Origin of the sequence: Pseudovibrio ascidiaceicola (assembly GCF_900114245.1) — a bacterium.
In the GTDB taxonomy this organism is placed as follows: domain Bacteria; phylum Pseudomonadota; class Alphaproteobacteria; order Rhizobiales; family Stappiaceae; genus Pseudovibrio; species Pseudovibrio ascidiaceicola.
The window spans coordinates 122,552-137,724 of record NZ_FOSK01000010.1; the positions used below are offsets into that span (position 1 = coordinate 122,552).

Sequence of the window (15,173 nt, forward strand, 5' to 3'; positions counted from 1 at the left end):
TATCCCGATACTCAGCTGGTTTTTACAAGAAGCTTGTCCAACATTGGGCGCAGCTGCGCAGCCAGCTCCGAATCATCCAATGCGTAAGCGACATTTGCCGATAAGAACCCTGAGCGAGAACCACAGTCATAAGTTTCTCCACGGAATTCGACGCCGTGGAAGTCCTGCTGGCCCATCAATGTGAGCATGGCATCGGTAAGTTGGATTTCACCGCCGGCACCTGTGCTCTGGTTTTCCAGGAGACCGAAAATTTCTGGCTGCAAGATATAGCGGCCATTGATGTAAAGATTCGACGGCGCAGTTCCCTCTGCTGGCTTTTCAACCATGCCGGTGATGGAGAAGGTGTCGTCATTGCGTGGAGTATCACGCTCGACAATACCGTATTTGTGTGTCTGGTCCCACGGCACTTCTTCCACTGAGATGATGTTGCCACCATGGTTCTCATAGGCCTCTACCATTTGCGAGAGACAGCCTTTCGGTGCCTTCATGAGCATATCTGGCAGCAAAATTGCGAAAGGTTCATTGCCGATGATGTCGCGCGCGCACCAGATCGCATGCCCCAAACCGAGAGGTTCCTGTTGACGTGTGAAACTGGTTGTGCCTGCGGATGGGCGGATCTTTTCCAGAAGCTCCAGCGCATGGTCTTTGTTTCTGCGGCGCAGAGTTTCTTCCAGCTCGTAAGCAATGTCGAAGTGATCTTCGATCACCTGCTTATTTCTGCCTGTTACAAATACGATATGCTCAATCCCGGCAGCGCGAGCTTCATCAACCACGTATTGGATGATAGGCCGATCCAGAATGGTCAGCATTTCTTTTGGAACGGCTTTTGTTGCAGGAAGGAAGCGAGTGCCCAGACCAGCAACCGGGAGAACAGCTTTTCGTATCGCACGTGTCATATATTTGAATTCCTTAGGTCAAGGAGATCGAAACAATTATTTTCTTAGCACTTATCTGCAGCAAATTAGGCTCGTCAATGGTACCAAATGAAATTGTCCTAGGACATAATGCTTCGATTGCCCGAAATTTGAATTACTCATTCTTTAGAGATGTTCATTCGCAGTCAATTATCGCGAAATTGTGAAGCTCTCTTGTTTCTCCAGAACATGCTGTTTTAAAAGTTACTCCAAGATGAACAGAAAGCTATCAAGGGTGTAATTGTGATTGAAGGTTTTAAGCTTGCGGCGCTGGAAGCCGGACAACGAATTCTGGGGATTTATGAGGAAGGCTTTCAGTCAGAGACAAAAGGAGACGGTTCTCCGGTCACAATTGCAGACCAGCAAGCCGAAGAAATTATCCTCAATCACCTGTCTACTCTCTGTCCAGATGTACCTGTGATTGCCGAAGAGGCAATGGCTGCCGGAATTATGCCAGAAATCGGGTCCCGGTTTATTCTTGTAGACCCTCTGGATGGCACGCGAGAATTCATTAGCCGGAATGGCGAGTTCACAGTCAATATCGCTTTAATTGAGAATGGAATGCCCACCAAAGGCGTTATCTTTGCCCCTGTGACCGGTGAGCTGTTTTGGGGGCACGTTGGACAAGGTGCCTACCGTGCGGAAGTCAAAGGGCTTGAGTTGGGGGAGGCTGTTGAAATGAGCTGTTCTGCCTTTGCTGAAGAGCTGCGGGTTCTTGCTAGCCGATCGCATCGCAGTGAACGGACCAATGCTCTGTTAGAGAAATTGGAGAACTCGTCGATTGTTGCTGCTGGGTCGTCTTTGAAATTTTGCCGGTTAGCAGAAGGTAAAGCCGATTTTTATCCGCGTATGGAGCCGACGATGGAGTGGGATACCGCAGCCGGGCAGGCGATCCTTTGTGCAGCTGGAGGAGCCGTCATTGTCGAGGGTGGAGCGCCACTTGCATACGGCAAGCTCAAAACCCTTCAGGGCAAGCCTTTCGCAAATCCGTGCTTTTTAGCAGTCGCGGACGAAAAAATTATTTCCCATTATGGCTTAAGGTCGGGTTGGTAAGCTTCGGCGCATCAATGCTCAACCGTTAAACTCTGGTCCAAGACTTAACGACACGTCCTTTGGAGACCGTGATGGGCATTGATAGCCAGTCGCACTTGCGACGACTAGAAAACGAGAGCATTCATATTATTCGCGAGGTAGCAGCAGAGTTTGACAACCCTGTGATGCTTTACTCTATTGGTAAAGACAGCGCGGTGATGCTGCACCTTGCTCTTAAAGCCTTTTATCCTTCCAAACCTCCATTTCCTCTTTTGCACGTGGATACCACGTGGAAGTTTCAGGAGATGATTACCTTTCGTGACTACACGGTAGATAAGTATGGGCTCGACCTGATCGTTCACACGAACGAAGAAGGTGTTAAAAACAACATCAATCCATTTGATCATGGCAGCTCCAATTATACGCACATCATGAAAACGGAAGCGCTGAAAGAAGCACTCACGCAATACAAGTTTGATGCAGCCTTCGGTGGGGCGCGGCGTGATGAAGAAAAATCTCGCGCAAAAGAACGCGTTTTTTCGTTCCGTTCTGCGAGCCATGGTTGGGATCCTAAGAACCAGCGCCCGGAACTGTGGTCACTTTATAATGGTCGGATCGCCAAGGGTGAGTCTATTCGCGCATTCCCGCTCTCCAATTGGACTGAGCTGGATATCTGGCAGTACATTCTGGCTGAAGGCATTGAAATTGTGCCGCTCTACTTCTCTGCCAAACGCCCTGTGGTTGAGCGGGATGGTACTTTGTTGATGTTGGATGACGATCGTTTTCGTCTGGAGCCGGGTGAGAAAGTTGAGCAGCGTGATGTTCGTTTCAGAACTCTTGGCTGTTACCCGCTGACTGGAGCTGTGGAATCCACAGCTGACACTCTTGAGGACATTGTGAGTGAGATGCTCATTGCACGGACTTCTGAGCGTAGTGGTCGCCTGATTGACCATGACAGCTCCGGCTCTATGGAAAAGAAGAAGCGTGAGGGGTATTTCTAAATGAACAAGATCGCGCCAGTGGCAGAAGCTTTTGATCTGTCCACCTATATCAACTCACAAGAGTCTAAAAGTTTCCTGCGGTTTTTGACCTGCGGCAGTGTTGATGATGGAAAATCCACGCTGATTGGTCGTTTGCTCTACGATACCAAACTGATTTTTGAAGATCAGCTTGCCGCGCTTGAAAAAGACAGTCGTAAGCACGGAACCGTTGCGGATGAAATTGATCTTGCTTTGCTCGTGGATGGCTTAGAGGCTGAACGGGAGCAGGGGATTACTATTGATGTTGCTTACCGCTTTTTCTCGACTGAAAAACGGAAGTTTATTGTTGCTGATACGCCTGGGCATGAACAGTATACACGGAACATGGCGACCGGTGCGTCGACAGCAGATCTTGCAATTTTGCTGGTTGATGCGCGCAATGGATTGCTGACGCAGACACGTCGCCATGCGTTTATTGCATCTTTGCTGGGTGTGCGTCATGTGGTTCTGGCAGTCAACAAGATTGACCTTGTTGACTATGACCAAAAGCGGTTTGAAGAGATCAAGGCGGAGTTTGAGAGCTTCTCATCTGGCTTTGATTTTAACACTAGTGAAGTCATTCCGCTTTCTGCGCGTTTTGGTGACAACGTCACCACCAGTAGTGAGAAACTTAGTTGGTTTAATGGACCGACCTTGCTTGAACATCTTGAAAATGTTGAGCTTGGAGAAGAGCACAGTGAAGCAGCGTTTCGTTTTCCAGTTCAGTGGGTAAACCGCCCAAATCTGGATTTTCGCGGGTATAGCGGCACCGTTCGCGGCGGGTCTGTCAATGTTGGTGATGAAGTTGTTGTTGCTCAATCCGGTAAAACCAGCCGTGTTGAGAAGATTGTGACCATGGACGGCGATCAGGTGCGAGCTGATGACGGTCAGTCGGTCACTCTGACATTGACTGATGAGATCGACATTTCTCGTGGTGATGTTCTGGCTCCGGCGCATTCACGTCCTGATGTAAGTGACCAGTTTGCCGCCCATCTGATCTGGATGTCTGAAAATGCAATGTTGCCCGGGCGTCCATACCTTTTGAAGTGTGGTACTAAAACGATTGGGGCAAGTGTTACTGAGATCAAGCACAAGGTAGATGTGAACACGTTCGATCATCACGCGGCAAAGCAGCTTGCTCTGAATGAAATCGCGTTCTGTAATCTGGCACTTTCTGAAGCTATTGCGTTCGACCCATATGAAGCAAACCGGGATACTGGCAGCTTTATTCTCATCGATAGAATGACGAATGAGACTGTTGCTGCTGGTCTGATTTGGTTTGGTTTGCGACGGGCGACTAACGTCCATCGTCAAGCTTTGGATGTGAATAAGAAAGCGCGTGGTGGCCTTAAAGGACAAAAGCCTGCCGTTCTGTGGTTCACAGGCCTTTCCGGCTCCGGGAAATCTACCATTGCGAATGCGGTTGAACAGAAGCTACTGAGCCTTGGACGGCATACCTATCTGCTTGATGGTGATAATGTGCGCCATGGTCTGAATAAGGATCTTGGATTTACTGATGCTGATCGCGTTGAGAATATCCGGCGTGTTGCTGAAACATCCAGACTTTTTGTGGATGCAGGGTTAATCACACTGGTTTCCTTTATTTCCCCGTTCAAGGCCGAACGTCAGCTCGCTCGTGATTTGTTGGATACAGATGAATTCTTCGAGATCTTTGTCGATACGACGCTCGAAGAATGTGAAGCACGTGATCCTAAAGGTCTTTATGCCAAGGCTCGGAAAGGTGAGATTTCTAACTTTACCGGGATAGATAGCGCGTATGAAGCACCTGAGGCTCCAGAATTGCATCTGAAAACGGCAGGGCGCACTGTTGAGGCTCTGGCTGATGAGATCGTCGATCGTCTGCTTAAAGATGGCTATATTGGGTCGGATAACACTTGGGTCATTTAAGCCACGATAAATCGAAATGATGTCAAAGCCGGGGACTTCTGTTCCCGGCTTTTTTGTATCGGCTTGCTTTGAAAACGCGAAAAATCCTGTTTTTCTCGGAGATGATTTCTTTACCAAACACATGCCAAGCAATTTTTTGAAGGACAAAACTCCGCTAGTTATCGCTGAGTTCCAACTGCTCTCTGTAAAAGACTCCCGGGAGGGTCTGATGCCTAAAGCACTAAAAAAGTACAAGAATGTCAAAGAATTCCTGAGCGGCGTGCCTGCCTTCAAAAAAGAAATGGAGAAGAAGCATAAGCTTCCAGCCAAGGACATCGTTCAATACGGGAAGCTAACGAGCGATAAAAACGCTATCGAGAAGAAGTATTTGTCGCTTGTTGAGGATGAGCCCAAGCTGCGGAAAATCTCTGGTGATATTGAAAGAGCAGAAAAAGCAGTTAAAGGCCTTTCAAAAGCTCAGGATGAGTACATCAAGGCGCATGATGCGGTCGATAAAATTAGCACAGGTATGAAAAAACTAGAGGCTTCTGTCAGCGGAGACAAAAAGCAGCTCCAAGGGAACGATAAGTACCAGCAGCTTCGTCAACATTTGGATGCTGCGAACAATAGTTATGCCGCTGCGGAAAAAAAGATTGCGCAAAGAGCAGCTCTTCAAAAGCAATTTGAGCAGCTTCTGGACGTCTACGACAAAGAGAAAGACAAAATTGCAAAGAGTTATGGGGTCACTCTGACCACCGATGCAAAAAGCCTGATCGTGCTCATGGGTAAAAGCGCTGAGTATTCGATGATCATCGGGTAAAGCAATTGATGCGATGCAGAGATCGGGAATGCCTCTTTATCTGCCAAACGTTCCAGTGGAAGCGAATCTGGCTTGTGGTTGCGCCTCTACGTTTGTGATGTTTCTCTTGTGTTAGGGCCCGGCCATGATCACAGTTACACGACATTACAAGAGCATTGATCACTTCCTGAAGCACGGGGTGAGAGGTGTTAGAGATTGGGATCTGAGCAAAGAGGCTCTTGCCCAGTACAAGGCAATGCTTGCAGATCGAGACATGATGAGACGGTGGGCGCACTTTCAGGGCGGTGACTACGACCTTGAGGAGCTTATGGAGCAAGGAGAGGTGGAACTCGCAGAGATTGATGATGAGCTTGCTGCTGCTGAAGATGTGTGCCGCCACCTTTCTAAGAAGCTGATGCGGTTGGAGAAGCAGACCAGAGGTGCAGGGTCTGCCAGATATCAAGCTTTGCAGAATGAGTATGAGGTAACTGCCAGAAAGTACGATTTGCTCGATGAAAAACTGCAGAGACTGAAAGGCCAAAAACAAGAGTTTAGCCAAAGGAAGAAACGCCTCAGAAAACAGAAGGCAAGGACTTCAGAGAATGCGCAGGTCTGCGTTACAAGAACAGATGATCGCCTCGTTGTCCGCATCGGCGGGCGTATATACGAAGTCGTTCCTTTCAATGTAAAGGTCCGCAGGAAAAGGAGCTATAAAAGCACTGATCCATTTCCCGGTCAGGAGAGATCCTTGAAAGCGCTCGCATCCAAACAGAAGCTTCTTAATCAACGCAGATGAAGGGAAGGATGTGAACTTGTTTGACGCTGGTGTAACCTGCGGGTTTCCGAAGGTGTGCGCCTCGTAAAACCTTCATCAAAGGCACAACAGGGCGTTCACGCACTTGTAATTTTGAGCCAAAGCGCCTAATCAACTTTTGGATTATATTCACGCCTTTAAGGAGATCTCTTCGTGTCTCAACCAAATTCAGAAGTTTCAGTCGGAAACGCTGTCTTTTCAAATGATAAGCCGTTCTCTCTTATTGCTGGTCCATGCCAGATGGAGAGCCGCACGCATGCCATGGAAATGGCTCAGGCTGTCAAAGAAATTGCAGAAGAGCTGAACATAGGTTTGGTTTTTAAAGCGAGCTACGACAAGGCAAATCGGACTAGTCTGTCTGCCAGCCGTGGTATGGGCATGGCCAAAGGTCTGGAGGTTTTTGCAGAGATTAAAGAAACCTACGGCCTGCCGGTGATTACCGATGTACATGAGCCAAACCATTGTGCGCCAGTTAGTGAAGTCTGCGATGTGTTGCAGATTCCAGCTTACCTGTGCCGCCAAACTGACCTTCTTGTTGCTGCTGCGAAAACCGGCAGAGCGCTAAATGTGAAGAAGGGGCAGTTTCTCGCACCCTGGGACATGAAAAATGTCATGACCAAAGTGGTTGAGAGTGGCAACTCCAATGTGATGTTGTGCGAGCGTGGCGCAACATTTGGCTACAACACGCTTGTATCAGACATGCGCGCGTTGCCGATCATGGCGGATATGGGTGCACCTGTAGTGTTTGATGCGACCCATTCTGTGCAGCAGCCAGGGGGCCTTGGTGGCACATCTGGTGGGCAGCGCGAGTTTGTTGCAACACTGGCACGGGCTGCTGTTGCCGTTGGAATTGCAGGCCTGTTTGTGGAGACACACGACGATCCTGACAACACTACGTCATCTGATGGTCCGAATATGATCCCATTGAACCGACTCAAAGACTTGCTGCTATGGCTGCAAGAGTTTGACCGGATCGCGAAAAACGGAAGTTTTACGCTTTAGATATTTCACGGCACCTAAGGAAAGTGACGAAATACTGCGTTTTTACGTAGAGGTGCGACAAAATACATTCGTTTATTCCCAAGGATTTACAGAGGAGTACGGTCTCTTCTCTTCCTTGGGGGCAGTACCTCGGGTAAAAGCTCTTAGAGCCAAAATTCCACACTCTACAAGTACATTGGAGTACTCTTAGATGACTGCTATCATCGACATTATTGGTCGCGAAATCCTTGACAGCCGCGGCAACCCAACTGTTGAAGTTGATGTGCTTTTGGAAGACGGCTCCTTCGGTCGGGCTGCAGTTCCGTCCGGCGCCTCTACTGGCGCATTTGAAGCTGTTGAACGCCGCGATGGCGGTGAGCGTTACCTTGGCAAAGGTGTTGAGGACGCTGTAGAAGCTGTAAACGGTGAGATCTTTGACGCTGTCGGCGGTATGGACGCTGAAGATCAGATCAAAATTGACCGTGCTATGATCGAACTTGACGGCACCGAAAACAAAGGCCGTCTTGGTGCAAACGCTATTTTGGGCGTTTCCCTTGCTGTTGCAAAAGCTGCTGCTGAAGCTGCTGCGATGCCACTTTACCGCTATGTCGGTGGTTTCGGTGCGCGTACGCTGCCAGTTCCGATGATGAACATCATCAACGGTGGTGAGCATGCTGACAACCCAATCGATTTTCAGGAATTCATGATTATGCCAGTGGGTGCAAGCTCTCTGCGTGAATCTGTTCGTATGGGTTGTGAAATCTTCCATACCCTTAAAAAGGGTCTTTCCGCAGCAGGCCACAACACCAATGTTGGTGATGAAGGCGGCTTTGCTCCTGGTATCGGTTCTACTGATGAAGCGATCGGTTTTGTTCTGAACGCTATCGAGAAAGCTGGTTACACCCCTGGTGACGACGTGATGCTTGCATTTGATGCAGCTTCCACCGAGTTCTACAAGGATGGCAAGTACAACCTGAAGGGCGAAGGCAAGATCCTTGGTTCCGATGAAATGGTTCGCTACCTTGAAGATCTGGTGAGCAAGTACCCAGTATTCTCCATCGAAGACGGTATGGCTGAAGAAGATTGGGATGGCTGGAAGTCTTTGACCCAGGCGATCGGCAACAAGTGCCAGCTGGTTGGTGACGATCTGTTCGTAACCAACTCCGAGCGCCTTGCTCGCGGTATCAAAAACGACACTGCAAACTCCATCCTCGTGAAAGTGAACCAGATTGGTTCTCTGACTGAGACCATGGAAGCTGTCGATATGGCGCACCGTGCAAGCTACACTTCTGTTATGTCTCACCGTTCCGGCGAAACTGAAGACAACACCATTGCTGACCTGGCAGTTGCATTCAACTGTGGCCAGATCAAAACTGGTTCTCTGTCCCGTTCTGACCGTATGGCTAAGTACAACCAGCTTATCCGTATCGAAGAAGAACTGGGTCTTCAGGGCGTATTCGCTGGTCGTTCTATCCTGCGCGGATAAGACCTTCAGTGTTGCTTGATAATTAGAAAAGCCGGTCCATTGGGCCGGCTTTTTTGTTGTGCTACATCCGAATGAAGACACTATACAAAAACGAAACAATCTTGAATATTAGCCAGCCTGCAAACAGATAACCCCACATATATGGCACAGCCAAAACACCCCAAGCAGCCATCATACCAAGATCATAGAACGAATGACTTAGGTCAACGCCTGCTATAATGCATTCATTGACACGGGCTTCTGAGAATGAGCAATCTGTAGTTTGGCTGATGACCAACAAGCCAGCGATACTGGTAATCCAGATTCCGATTGGCGCGAGCATTAAGGCAATGAATGTTTTGAGGCCCATACTTGCAAGTATATCCTTGAAAGTTGAGTTGAGCCACTATTGAAATCCATCAGTTGAAAGCTGGATTATACCACATTCATGCCTTTACACACCAATCTCCGGTTCGTTTAGTATTGTTACAACACTGAGCCTGCAATTATTCGCCAGTTTTTGTTTCCTCGGCGTGGCGGATTGCTGCTGCCAGTGTTTCTGGATTTTCTGCTCCAGCCACCGCAAAGCGGCCATCGATGATGAAGAAGGGCACGCCTGATACGCCAATTTCATGAGCGCGGACCACATCTGCTTCAACTTCTTTAACGTCCTGATCTGTATTCAGTAGATCAGAAACGAGCTTACTGTTAAGCCCTGCGCGTTCGGCGGCGTTGATAAGCACTTGCTTATCGGTTAAGTCAGCACCTTCTGTGAAGTAGAGCTTGAACAATTCTTCGACCATCGCGTCCTGCATGCCTTCAGAGCGCGCCCAGCGGATCAATCGGTGACTGTCGATTGTGTTTGGGGATTTGGTAATTGCCTCAAACTTGAAGTCAATTTCTTCTGCTGCACCGGCATTGCTTACCTGAGTGTATATCTCTTTTGCCCGTTCAGCTCCGCCAAACTTGTCTTCCAGATACTTTTTGCGATCCTTGCCTTCTTTAGGAAGCGTCGCGTCAAGTTGGTAGGGGTGCCACTGAACTTTTACGGTGCTGTCCGGCAGCAACATCAGTGCTTTTTCCAGTCGGCGTTTACCGATGAAGCACCATGGGCACATGACATCGGAGATAACATCAATGACAATCGGGGCAGTAGTAGACATCTGTATTCTCAGTTATGGGTTTGTCGCGTTAGCTCTACAATCTAACAGGAAAGTCCGATAGTTTTCCATGAAAACTCTCACAGTTTCGTGAGGAGGTGGAAGAGCTTATCCGTTGCCCAAGCCTGTGGTACGTACCATGACAAGTACGCGGTTGGAGAGCTGTTCCATGCCTTTTTTGCTGCGTAGAACAGCAACCGGGCCACGACCTTCAATGTTAGCGACGAAGTCTTCATCACGGCAAACGGCCATGGCTATGGAGAGAACGGTTCCGCTCCAATACATTTGATGCTGTGCAAATGCCTGAGGATTGCTGCCAGTGAAACGTTCTATGAGCTCAAGAAGATTGAGTTCATAGATGGACTCTCCGCGCCGTTTCGTAGATTCTTCCAGAAGCTTCAGGTAGTTGAGATATTTTTGCTCGGATAGAAAGTCATCATTATCCTGACGTGCAAGCCATTGGCTGGAAACAGTCAGGATTGCATCGGTCAGACGTTGGCGTCTGCCTGCGCGCAAGGCGCTGATGATATGGCCTGTGAGGGCTTTGTCGCTAACGTCGCCGAGCAGGACATCAGTTGCACCTGCTGAATAGAGAAGGTGTGCAGATTCCTCGTCAACGCTATGCGCAAGTATGGGCAGGTTGAAGTAGCGCGGGTCAGCTCGCAGCCGCTCAATCTCTTCACAAGCCTGCCATGCAGGCATGTCGATCAGAACAGCTTCAAATCGGCGTGCCGTCAGATAATCCTCCGTCATATCGGAGGAGAACCCGCTCACGATCTCTACAGGCATATCCAGCAGAGCCTGTGTACGTCCAAAGTGCTTTCCATAGCCAGCGACCAGCAGACCTGCGGACTTTAGCGGGCCGAACTCGATCTTATACTCCGGTAATGGGCCAAACAGGCCGCGGCGCAGGCGTGCTTCTTCTGCTCTATTGGCCAGGCGTCTCAAACCAGCAATGCGTGGCAACAGTACATCTGGTGGTATCGCATCACTCACGGTCGCGCTTGGCTTTAAATCCAGCGGGACGGGCGCACTGCCAGTTGTAATAATCAGAAGTGGAACTTCAACTCCCGGGCCTTTTCGAAATTCCCTAATGGTTTGCGTGAGTTCATCAAGCTCAGGAGGGTTATCTTCCTGCCATGGCAAAAGAATGCAGATGGGAAGGACGCTTGCGCCCTGAAGCTCTTCCATAAGCTGTGCGCTTGTTCGCACTGCGACAAGTCGATCAGACAGAACGGTCAAAGGCTCCAACATATCAAAGACATGATTGTGCACCGGTGCGATCAGCAGGATTTTGCCCCAACTGGAATCGTGCGTTTCAGTCTCTAATGGTTGGCTATGATCGGCCATTCATCCTCTCAGGCAACCGCTTCCACCGGTTTGGGCTGGGAGCGTCTGGTCAATTTTTGTCGGTCTACAGTGCCATCATCTGTCAATGGCAAGGCGCGCAGGGACAGAATTCTATGTGGCATCATTGTCAGGCTGACGCGTGATGCGTCGAGGTAGGCGTAAAAGGCTTCTACATCAACGAGAAGACCTTCTGACGGTACCACCGCGACCATAAGGCGTGCACCCATTAATTCATCTTCTACCAGAAAAGCAGCCGCTTCTTTTACCCCCGAGAATTCACTGTATATTTCGTCGAGACGTTCCAGTTCGAGCAATCCGGGTGCTTTTTGACCGGGCGTTCCGAAGCCATGGATCGCTCCGGTAACCTCATGCACGCCAACAGGGATTTGAGTAATGAGCCCGTGTTCATTTTGCTCATTGCTGAAGAATGTCAGGTGAGATTGGCTGGTCGGCCAATCTGCATCCGGGACCATTGCACCCTTGAGTTTGAGGTGGTATCCGGGCGCGGTTGTTGAAAATTCTTGTGAAATTTCCTCATTTATTTCAACGGGATCAATATTAATAAGACACGGGCCGTGCGTGGATGTGCTTGGTGCAAACTGGTTGCCTGGAATGAGCGGGACAGGCTCTTCAGAGGTTCCTCGCAAATGTGCGACCAGTGCATATTCATCCAACACATGAAGGTCTGTCACCACTCCTTTAGCCTTGTATTTGGCAGGCTTTGGAGAGGTGATCGCCCATGTGGCAACTGTGTTTGTTTTCCAGCCTTCCAAGGCTCCATCGATGTGAGAAGCAAGCGGTCCAGGGGTCAAAATATAATTTGCCTCAATGGAGCGTGCATGATCGGTCAATGTGGATAAAGCATGTGGATGGTGGAGGTGCAGCGTCCCTTCGCTCAGCAGCCACGGGACCAAACCGGCGCCAATTCCTGTAATTCCGCACAAAATATACGGTAGCAAAATCCGCGCGCCCGGCTCCAGCCTTGTTTCGAGAAACGGCATAAGGCCTGTGGAGACCCAGTGGTTATGGCTGCGCGGGATTGGGCTGATTTCAGAGCCAGAGTGAACCCAAGTGAGTGTGGCTACATGATTGGCAGGTGCGCCATCCCGATCTACCACCGGCTCCGGGAAGGAATCTCCGCTCTCAGCCAGCATAGGTGCCATATCGATGAGGCCGTCGGGAATGTCGCTGCCGAGACCAAAAACGAAACGCAAAGAGAAAAAGTCAGCGGCGGCGTCGCGCGCTTCTTCACCGAGCATACGGGTTTCAACACGGTCCGCTGTGATCAATGCTTTGGCATCTACTGTGCTGAGTGCGCGCAGAATCTCAGAGTGGCGCCAGTGCAGCGGGAAGGGGGAAACAATCAGGCCAGCGCGTAATGCGCCAAGGATGCAAAGAACATTATCGACTGTATTGGGAGATTGCAGGCCCAAAATGTGGTCAGGCTCCATCCCTACAGCTGCGAAGAAGCCAGCAATTCTGCTGATTTCCTGTTCTGCCTCGGCATAGGTCAGATGGCGTGGTTTGCCGCCGGTCCATGTTTCTCTGTCGGGTGCATCGACCAATGCCAAGCGGTTTGGATGTTTTTGCGCAGCACGGCGGAACAACATATCAAGAGTGATATTGCCCCAAACTCCAGTTGTGCTGTGGTTTGCAATGGCATCGGTATTTGACAGTATCATTTAAGGTAAGTCCGCTAAGCGACTGAGAAATTAGAGATTCGATAATTTGGTTAATAGACACTTTTGTTGAGTAGGCTGCCTTCATCAAGAACGCAGCCTACTTTTTATGTGTTTATCTACTCTTTAGGTGCATCCCACCAGTTATCGAACTGCATGCCGTACAGCGGTGATTTGGCTGGGTGCTCAACGGTTGTCCATCGTGCAACCCACTCAGCAGGGGCGTGATAGAGCGGAATTGCATAAAAGCCAGAGATCAGAACACGGTCGAATGCGCGGACTGCGGCTACAAACTCCTCACGGGTGCGGGCCGCTACCATGGCGTCAATCAATGCATCGATTGCAGGTTCTTTTGCGCCGACAATGTTTCTGGAGCTTTTGGTGTCTGCTGCCTGAGATGACCAGCGCGCATATTGCTCACCGCCAGGAGAAAGGGACGCAAACCAAGTGTTGAAGAGTGCGTCAAACCCAAAAGATGCGCGACGCTCTTCGAACTGGGCGGCGTCGACCGTTCTCACTGAGATTTCGATGCCCAGAAGTTTGGCCGTGCGCTGCAATGCAAGCGCGACTTTCTCTTCATCCTGAACGCGAACAAGAATTTCAAAGCTGAGTTGCTCGCCGGACTTTGCGTTGACCAGTTTGCCTTGATCAAGATTGTAGCCTGCCTGTTTGAAGAGGCTTAGTGCGTCACGTAGTACCTTGCGGTCACGTCCTGATCCATCTGCCTCGGATGGGCGCCATGTTCCTGCCAGAACCTCGTCTGTGACCGCATTCGGGTATGGTTCAAGAAGCTTCTTTTCCAACTCGTTCGCCGGACGGCCAATGGAGGAGAGGTCAGAGTTGTCCCAATATCCGTCTGTGCGTTTGTACAGTCCATTGAAGAGGGTTCTGTTGATCCATTGAAAGTCCAACAGCATGCCAAGAGCTTGACGGACACGTTTGTCAGAGAACTGGGGGCGACGGGTATTGAACGCAATGCCGGTCATGCTTGGTGGCGTGCCGCGCTCAAAAACGTCTTTGACAACCTTGCCTTCTTCAAACGCAGGAAAGTCACCTGCATTTTTCCATAGGCTTGGGTTGCCATAGATGAGTGCCTCTGTGTCCCCTTTGCGGAACGCTTCCTGCAATGCGTTGTAATCCCTGAAATAATCAACGGTCACTTCATTGAAGTTATCAAAGCCGATTTTTTGAGGCAGGTCTTTTGCCCAATAATCGTCCCGGCGAGTGTAGGTGGTGCGTCTACCGGGATCAATTTCAGAGAAAGTGTAAGGACCAGTTCCGATTGGCGGTGTTAGCGTGGTGTTGCCGAACGTTTCAGGATCAGTTGTGCGGCTGTTGAAAATAGGGGCCAGAGCAATGAGCAGTGGAAGCTCACGGTCGCTGCCATCTTTAAAATGCAGCTTTACGGAATGTGCCCCCGTTTTTTCGAACTTGACGACTTTACCATACCAGCGTGCATAAGGCGGGCGGCCATGATCGCGGATGGTTTCAAGAGAAAAGATAATATCGTCAACGGTTAACGGGTCACCGTTGGAAAACTTTGCTGCAGGATTCAGACGAAATTCGATCCAGTTCCGCTCTTCTGGCATCCGCACAGCTTCAGCAAGGTGTGCATACAATGTGAATGCTTCGTCATTGGTGCGAAGAAGGAGGCTCTCCAGGATGAAAGAGCCCATCTGACGCTCTTTCATGCCGCGTGCGGATGTCCATGCTCCTTTGAGAGCAAAGGAATTGAGACTATCAAAGGTACCTTGAACGCCGAGAGAAAGGCGACCGCCTTTAGGAGCTTCCGGGTTTGCATAGGGCAGGTGGGTGTAATCTGCTGGTAACGCAGGTTTCCCATGCATTGCAATAGCATGGCTCCAAGGAACAGTATCCTGAGCCAGTGCAGTTGAACAAGCTAATGTTGCCATACCGGAAATGACAACAAGCCCTTTCGTAAAATTGTTTATTCCATTCACATAGGATCGGAATTTGGTCATTCGAATTTCTCCTAGGGCGTCCGCAGAAACTAGCAATAATACGATTCTGAGGAAATTTCAGCCTACGAGGCTTTGGAAAAGGACAGTAACC

The 15,173-nt window shown here is 49.7% G+C and carries 13 protein-coding genes; 7 read left to right on the forward strand and 6 right to left on the reverse strand.

The annotated features are described in order from the left end of the window. Nucleotides 1–11 precede the first annotated feature (11 nt). Nucleotides 12–896 (reverse strand): UTP--glucose-1-phosphate uridylyltransferase GalU, encoded by an 885-nt coding sequence (gene galU, locus BM231_RS18695; RefSeq protein WP_093521722.1) that lies wholly within the window; start codon nt 894–896, stop codon nt 12–14. Nucleotides 897–1,157: 261 nt separating this feature from the next. Between galU and cysQ the strand changes: the two genes are divergently transcribed. The 7 genes from cysQ (at nt 1,158) to eno (ending at nt 8,932) form a co-directional block, all read left to right on the forward strand. Beyond that, a complete protein-coding gene (cysQ, locus tag BM231_RS18700; protein ID WP_093521724.1) occupies nt 1,158–1,967 on the forward strand; it encodes a 3'(2'),5'-bisphosphate nucleotidase CysQ in 810 nt (269 codons plus the stop codon). Nucleotides 1,968–2,038: 71 nt separating this feature from the next. Continuing rightward, complete coding sequence (gene cysD / locus BM231_RS18705) at nt 2,039–2,947, forward strand: sulfate adenylyltransferase subunit CysD (RefSeq protein ID WP_057466276.1); 909 nt, start codon at nt 2,039–2,041, stop codon at nt 2,945–2,947. Further along, a complete protein-coding gene (cysN, locus tag BM231_RS18710; protein WP_093521726.1) occupies nt 2,948–4,873 on the forward strand; it encodes a sulfate adenylyltransferase subunit CysN in 1,926 nt (641 codons plus the stop codon). It abuts the gene before it with no gap. 16 nt (nt 4,874–4,889) lie between these two features. After that, a complete protein-coding gene (locus BM231_RS18715; RefSeq protein ID WP_208860490.1) occupies nt 4,890–5,672 on the forward strand; it encodes a molybdopterin-binding domain-containing protein in 783 nt (260 codons plus the stop codon). A gap of 124 nt (nt 5,673–5,796) precedes the next feature. Continuing rightward, nucleotides 5,797–6,447 carry a hypothetical protein gene (locus tag BM231_RS18720; RefSeq protein WP_093521728.1) on the forward strand — a complete coding sequence of 217 codons (651 nt, stop codon included), beginning with the start codon at nt 5,797–5,799 and terminating at the stop codon, nt 6,445–6,447. Between the two features lie 171 nt (nt 6,448–6,618). Continuing rightward, on the forward strand, nt 6,619–7,467 hold the full coding sequence (kdsA, locus tag BM231_RS18725) for a 3-deoxy-8-phosphooctulonate synthase (protein ID WP_093521730.1): 849 nt from the start codon (nt 6,619–6,621) through the stop codon (nt 7,465–7,467). Nucleotides 7,468–7,657: 190 nt separating this feature from the next. Then, the gene (gene eno, locus BM231_RS18730; protein ID WP_063296929.1) at nt 7,658–8,932 is read left to right on the forward strand and encodes a phosphopyruvate hydratase; all 1,275 of its coding nucleotides are present in this window, start codon (nt 7,658–7,660) and stop codon (nt 8,930–8,932) included. Nucleotides 8,933–8,993: 61 nt separating this feature from the next. Here eno and BM231_RS18735 read toward each other — a convergent pair whose 3' ends face one another. The 5 genes from BM231_RS18735 to BM231_RS18755 form a co-directional block, all read right to left on the reverse strand. Continuing rightward, a complete protein-coding gene (locus tag BM231_RS18735) occupies nt 8,994–9,281 on the reverse strand; it encodes a hypothetical protein (protein WP_093521732.1) in 288 nt (95 codons plus the stop codon). Nucleotides 9,282–9,417: 136 nt separating this feature from the next. Further along, a complete protein-coding gene (locus BM231_RS18740; RefSeq protein ID WP_093521734.1) occupies nt 9,418–10,074 on the reverse strand; it encodes a DsbA family oxidoreductase in 657 nt (218 codons plus the stop codon). A 105-nt stretch (nt 10,075–10,179) separates the two neighbouring features. Beyond that, entirely contained in the window at nt 10,180–11,421 is a 1,242-nt protein-coding gene (locus tag BM231_RS18745; protein WP_093521736.1) for a hypothetical protein, read from the reverse strand. Between the two features lie 8 nt (nt 11,422–11,429). Next, nucleotides 11,430–13,103, reverse strand: coding sequence for a class I adenylate-forming enzyme family protein (locus tag BM231_RS18750; protein ID WP_093521738.1), 1,674 nt, complete (start codon nt 13,101–13,103; stop codon nt 11,430–11,432). A 116-nt stretch (nt 13,104–13,219) separates the two neighbouring features. Beyond that, on the reverse strand, nt 13,220–15,082 hold the full coding sequence (locus tag BM231_RS18755; RefSeq protein ID WP_093521740.1) for an extracellular solute-binding protein: 1,863 nt from the start codon (nt 15,080–15,082) through the stop codon (nt 13,220–13,222). Between the last annotated feature and the right edge of the window lie 91 nt (nt 15,083–15,173).

Excerpts from the sequence above, each read along its gene's own strand:
- BM231_RS18735 (WP_093521732.1), bottom strand. The coding sequence starts at position 9,281 with ATGGGCCTCAAAACATTCATTGCCTTAATGCTCGCGCCAATCGGAATC.
- BM231_RS18745 (WP_093521736.1), bottom strand. The coding sequence starts at position 11,421 with ATGGCCGATCATAGCCAACCATTAGAGACTGAAACGCACGATTCCAGT.
- BM231_RS18720 (WP_093521728.1), top strand. The coding sequence starts at position 5,797 with ATGATCACAGTTACACGACATTACAAGAGCATTGATCACTTCCTGAAG.
- BM231_RS18750 (WP_093521738.1), bottom strand. The coding sequence starts at position 13,103 with ATGATACTGTCAAATACCGATGCCATTGCAAACCACAGCACAACTGGA.
- eno (WP_063296929.1), top strand. The coding sequence starts at position 7,658 with ATGACTGCTATCATCGACATTATTGGTCGCGAAATCCTTGACAGCCGC.
- BM231_RS18740 (WP_093521734.1), bottom strand. The coding sequence starts at position 10,074 with ATGTCTACTACTGCCCCGATTGTCATTGATGTTATCTCCGATGTCATG.
- BM231_RS18715 (WP_208860490.1), top strand. The coding sequence starts at position 4,890 with ATGATGTCAAAGCCGGGGACTTCTGTTCCCGGCTTTTTTGTATCGGCT.
- cysN (WP_093521726.1), top strand. The coding sequence starts at position 2,948 with ATGAACAAGATCGCGCCAGTGGCAGAAGCTTTTGATCTGTCCACCTAT.
- BM231_RS18755 (WP_093521740.1), bottom strand. The coding sequence starts at position 15,082 with ATGACCAAATTCCGATCCTATGTGAATGGAATAAACAATTTTACGAAA.
- cysD (WP_057466276.1), top strand. The coding sequence starts at position 2,039 with ATGGGCATTGATAGCCAGTCGCACTTGCGACGACTAGAAAACGAGAGC.
- galU (WP_093521722.1), bottom strand. The coding sequence starts at position 896 with ATGACACGTGCGATACGAAAAGCTGTTCTCCCGGTTGCTGGTCTGGGC.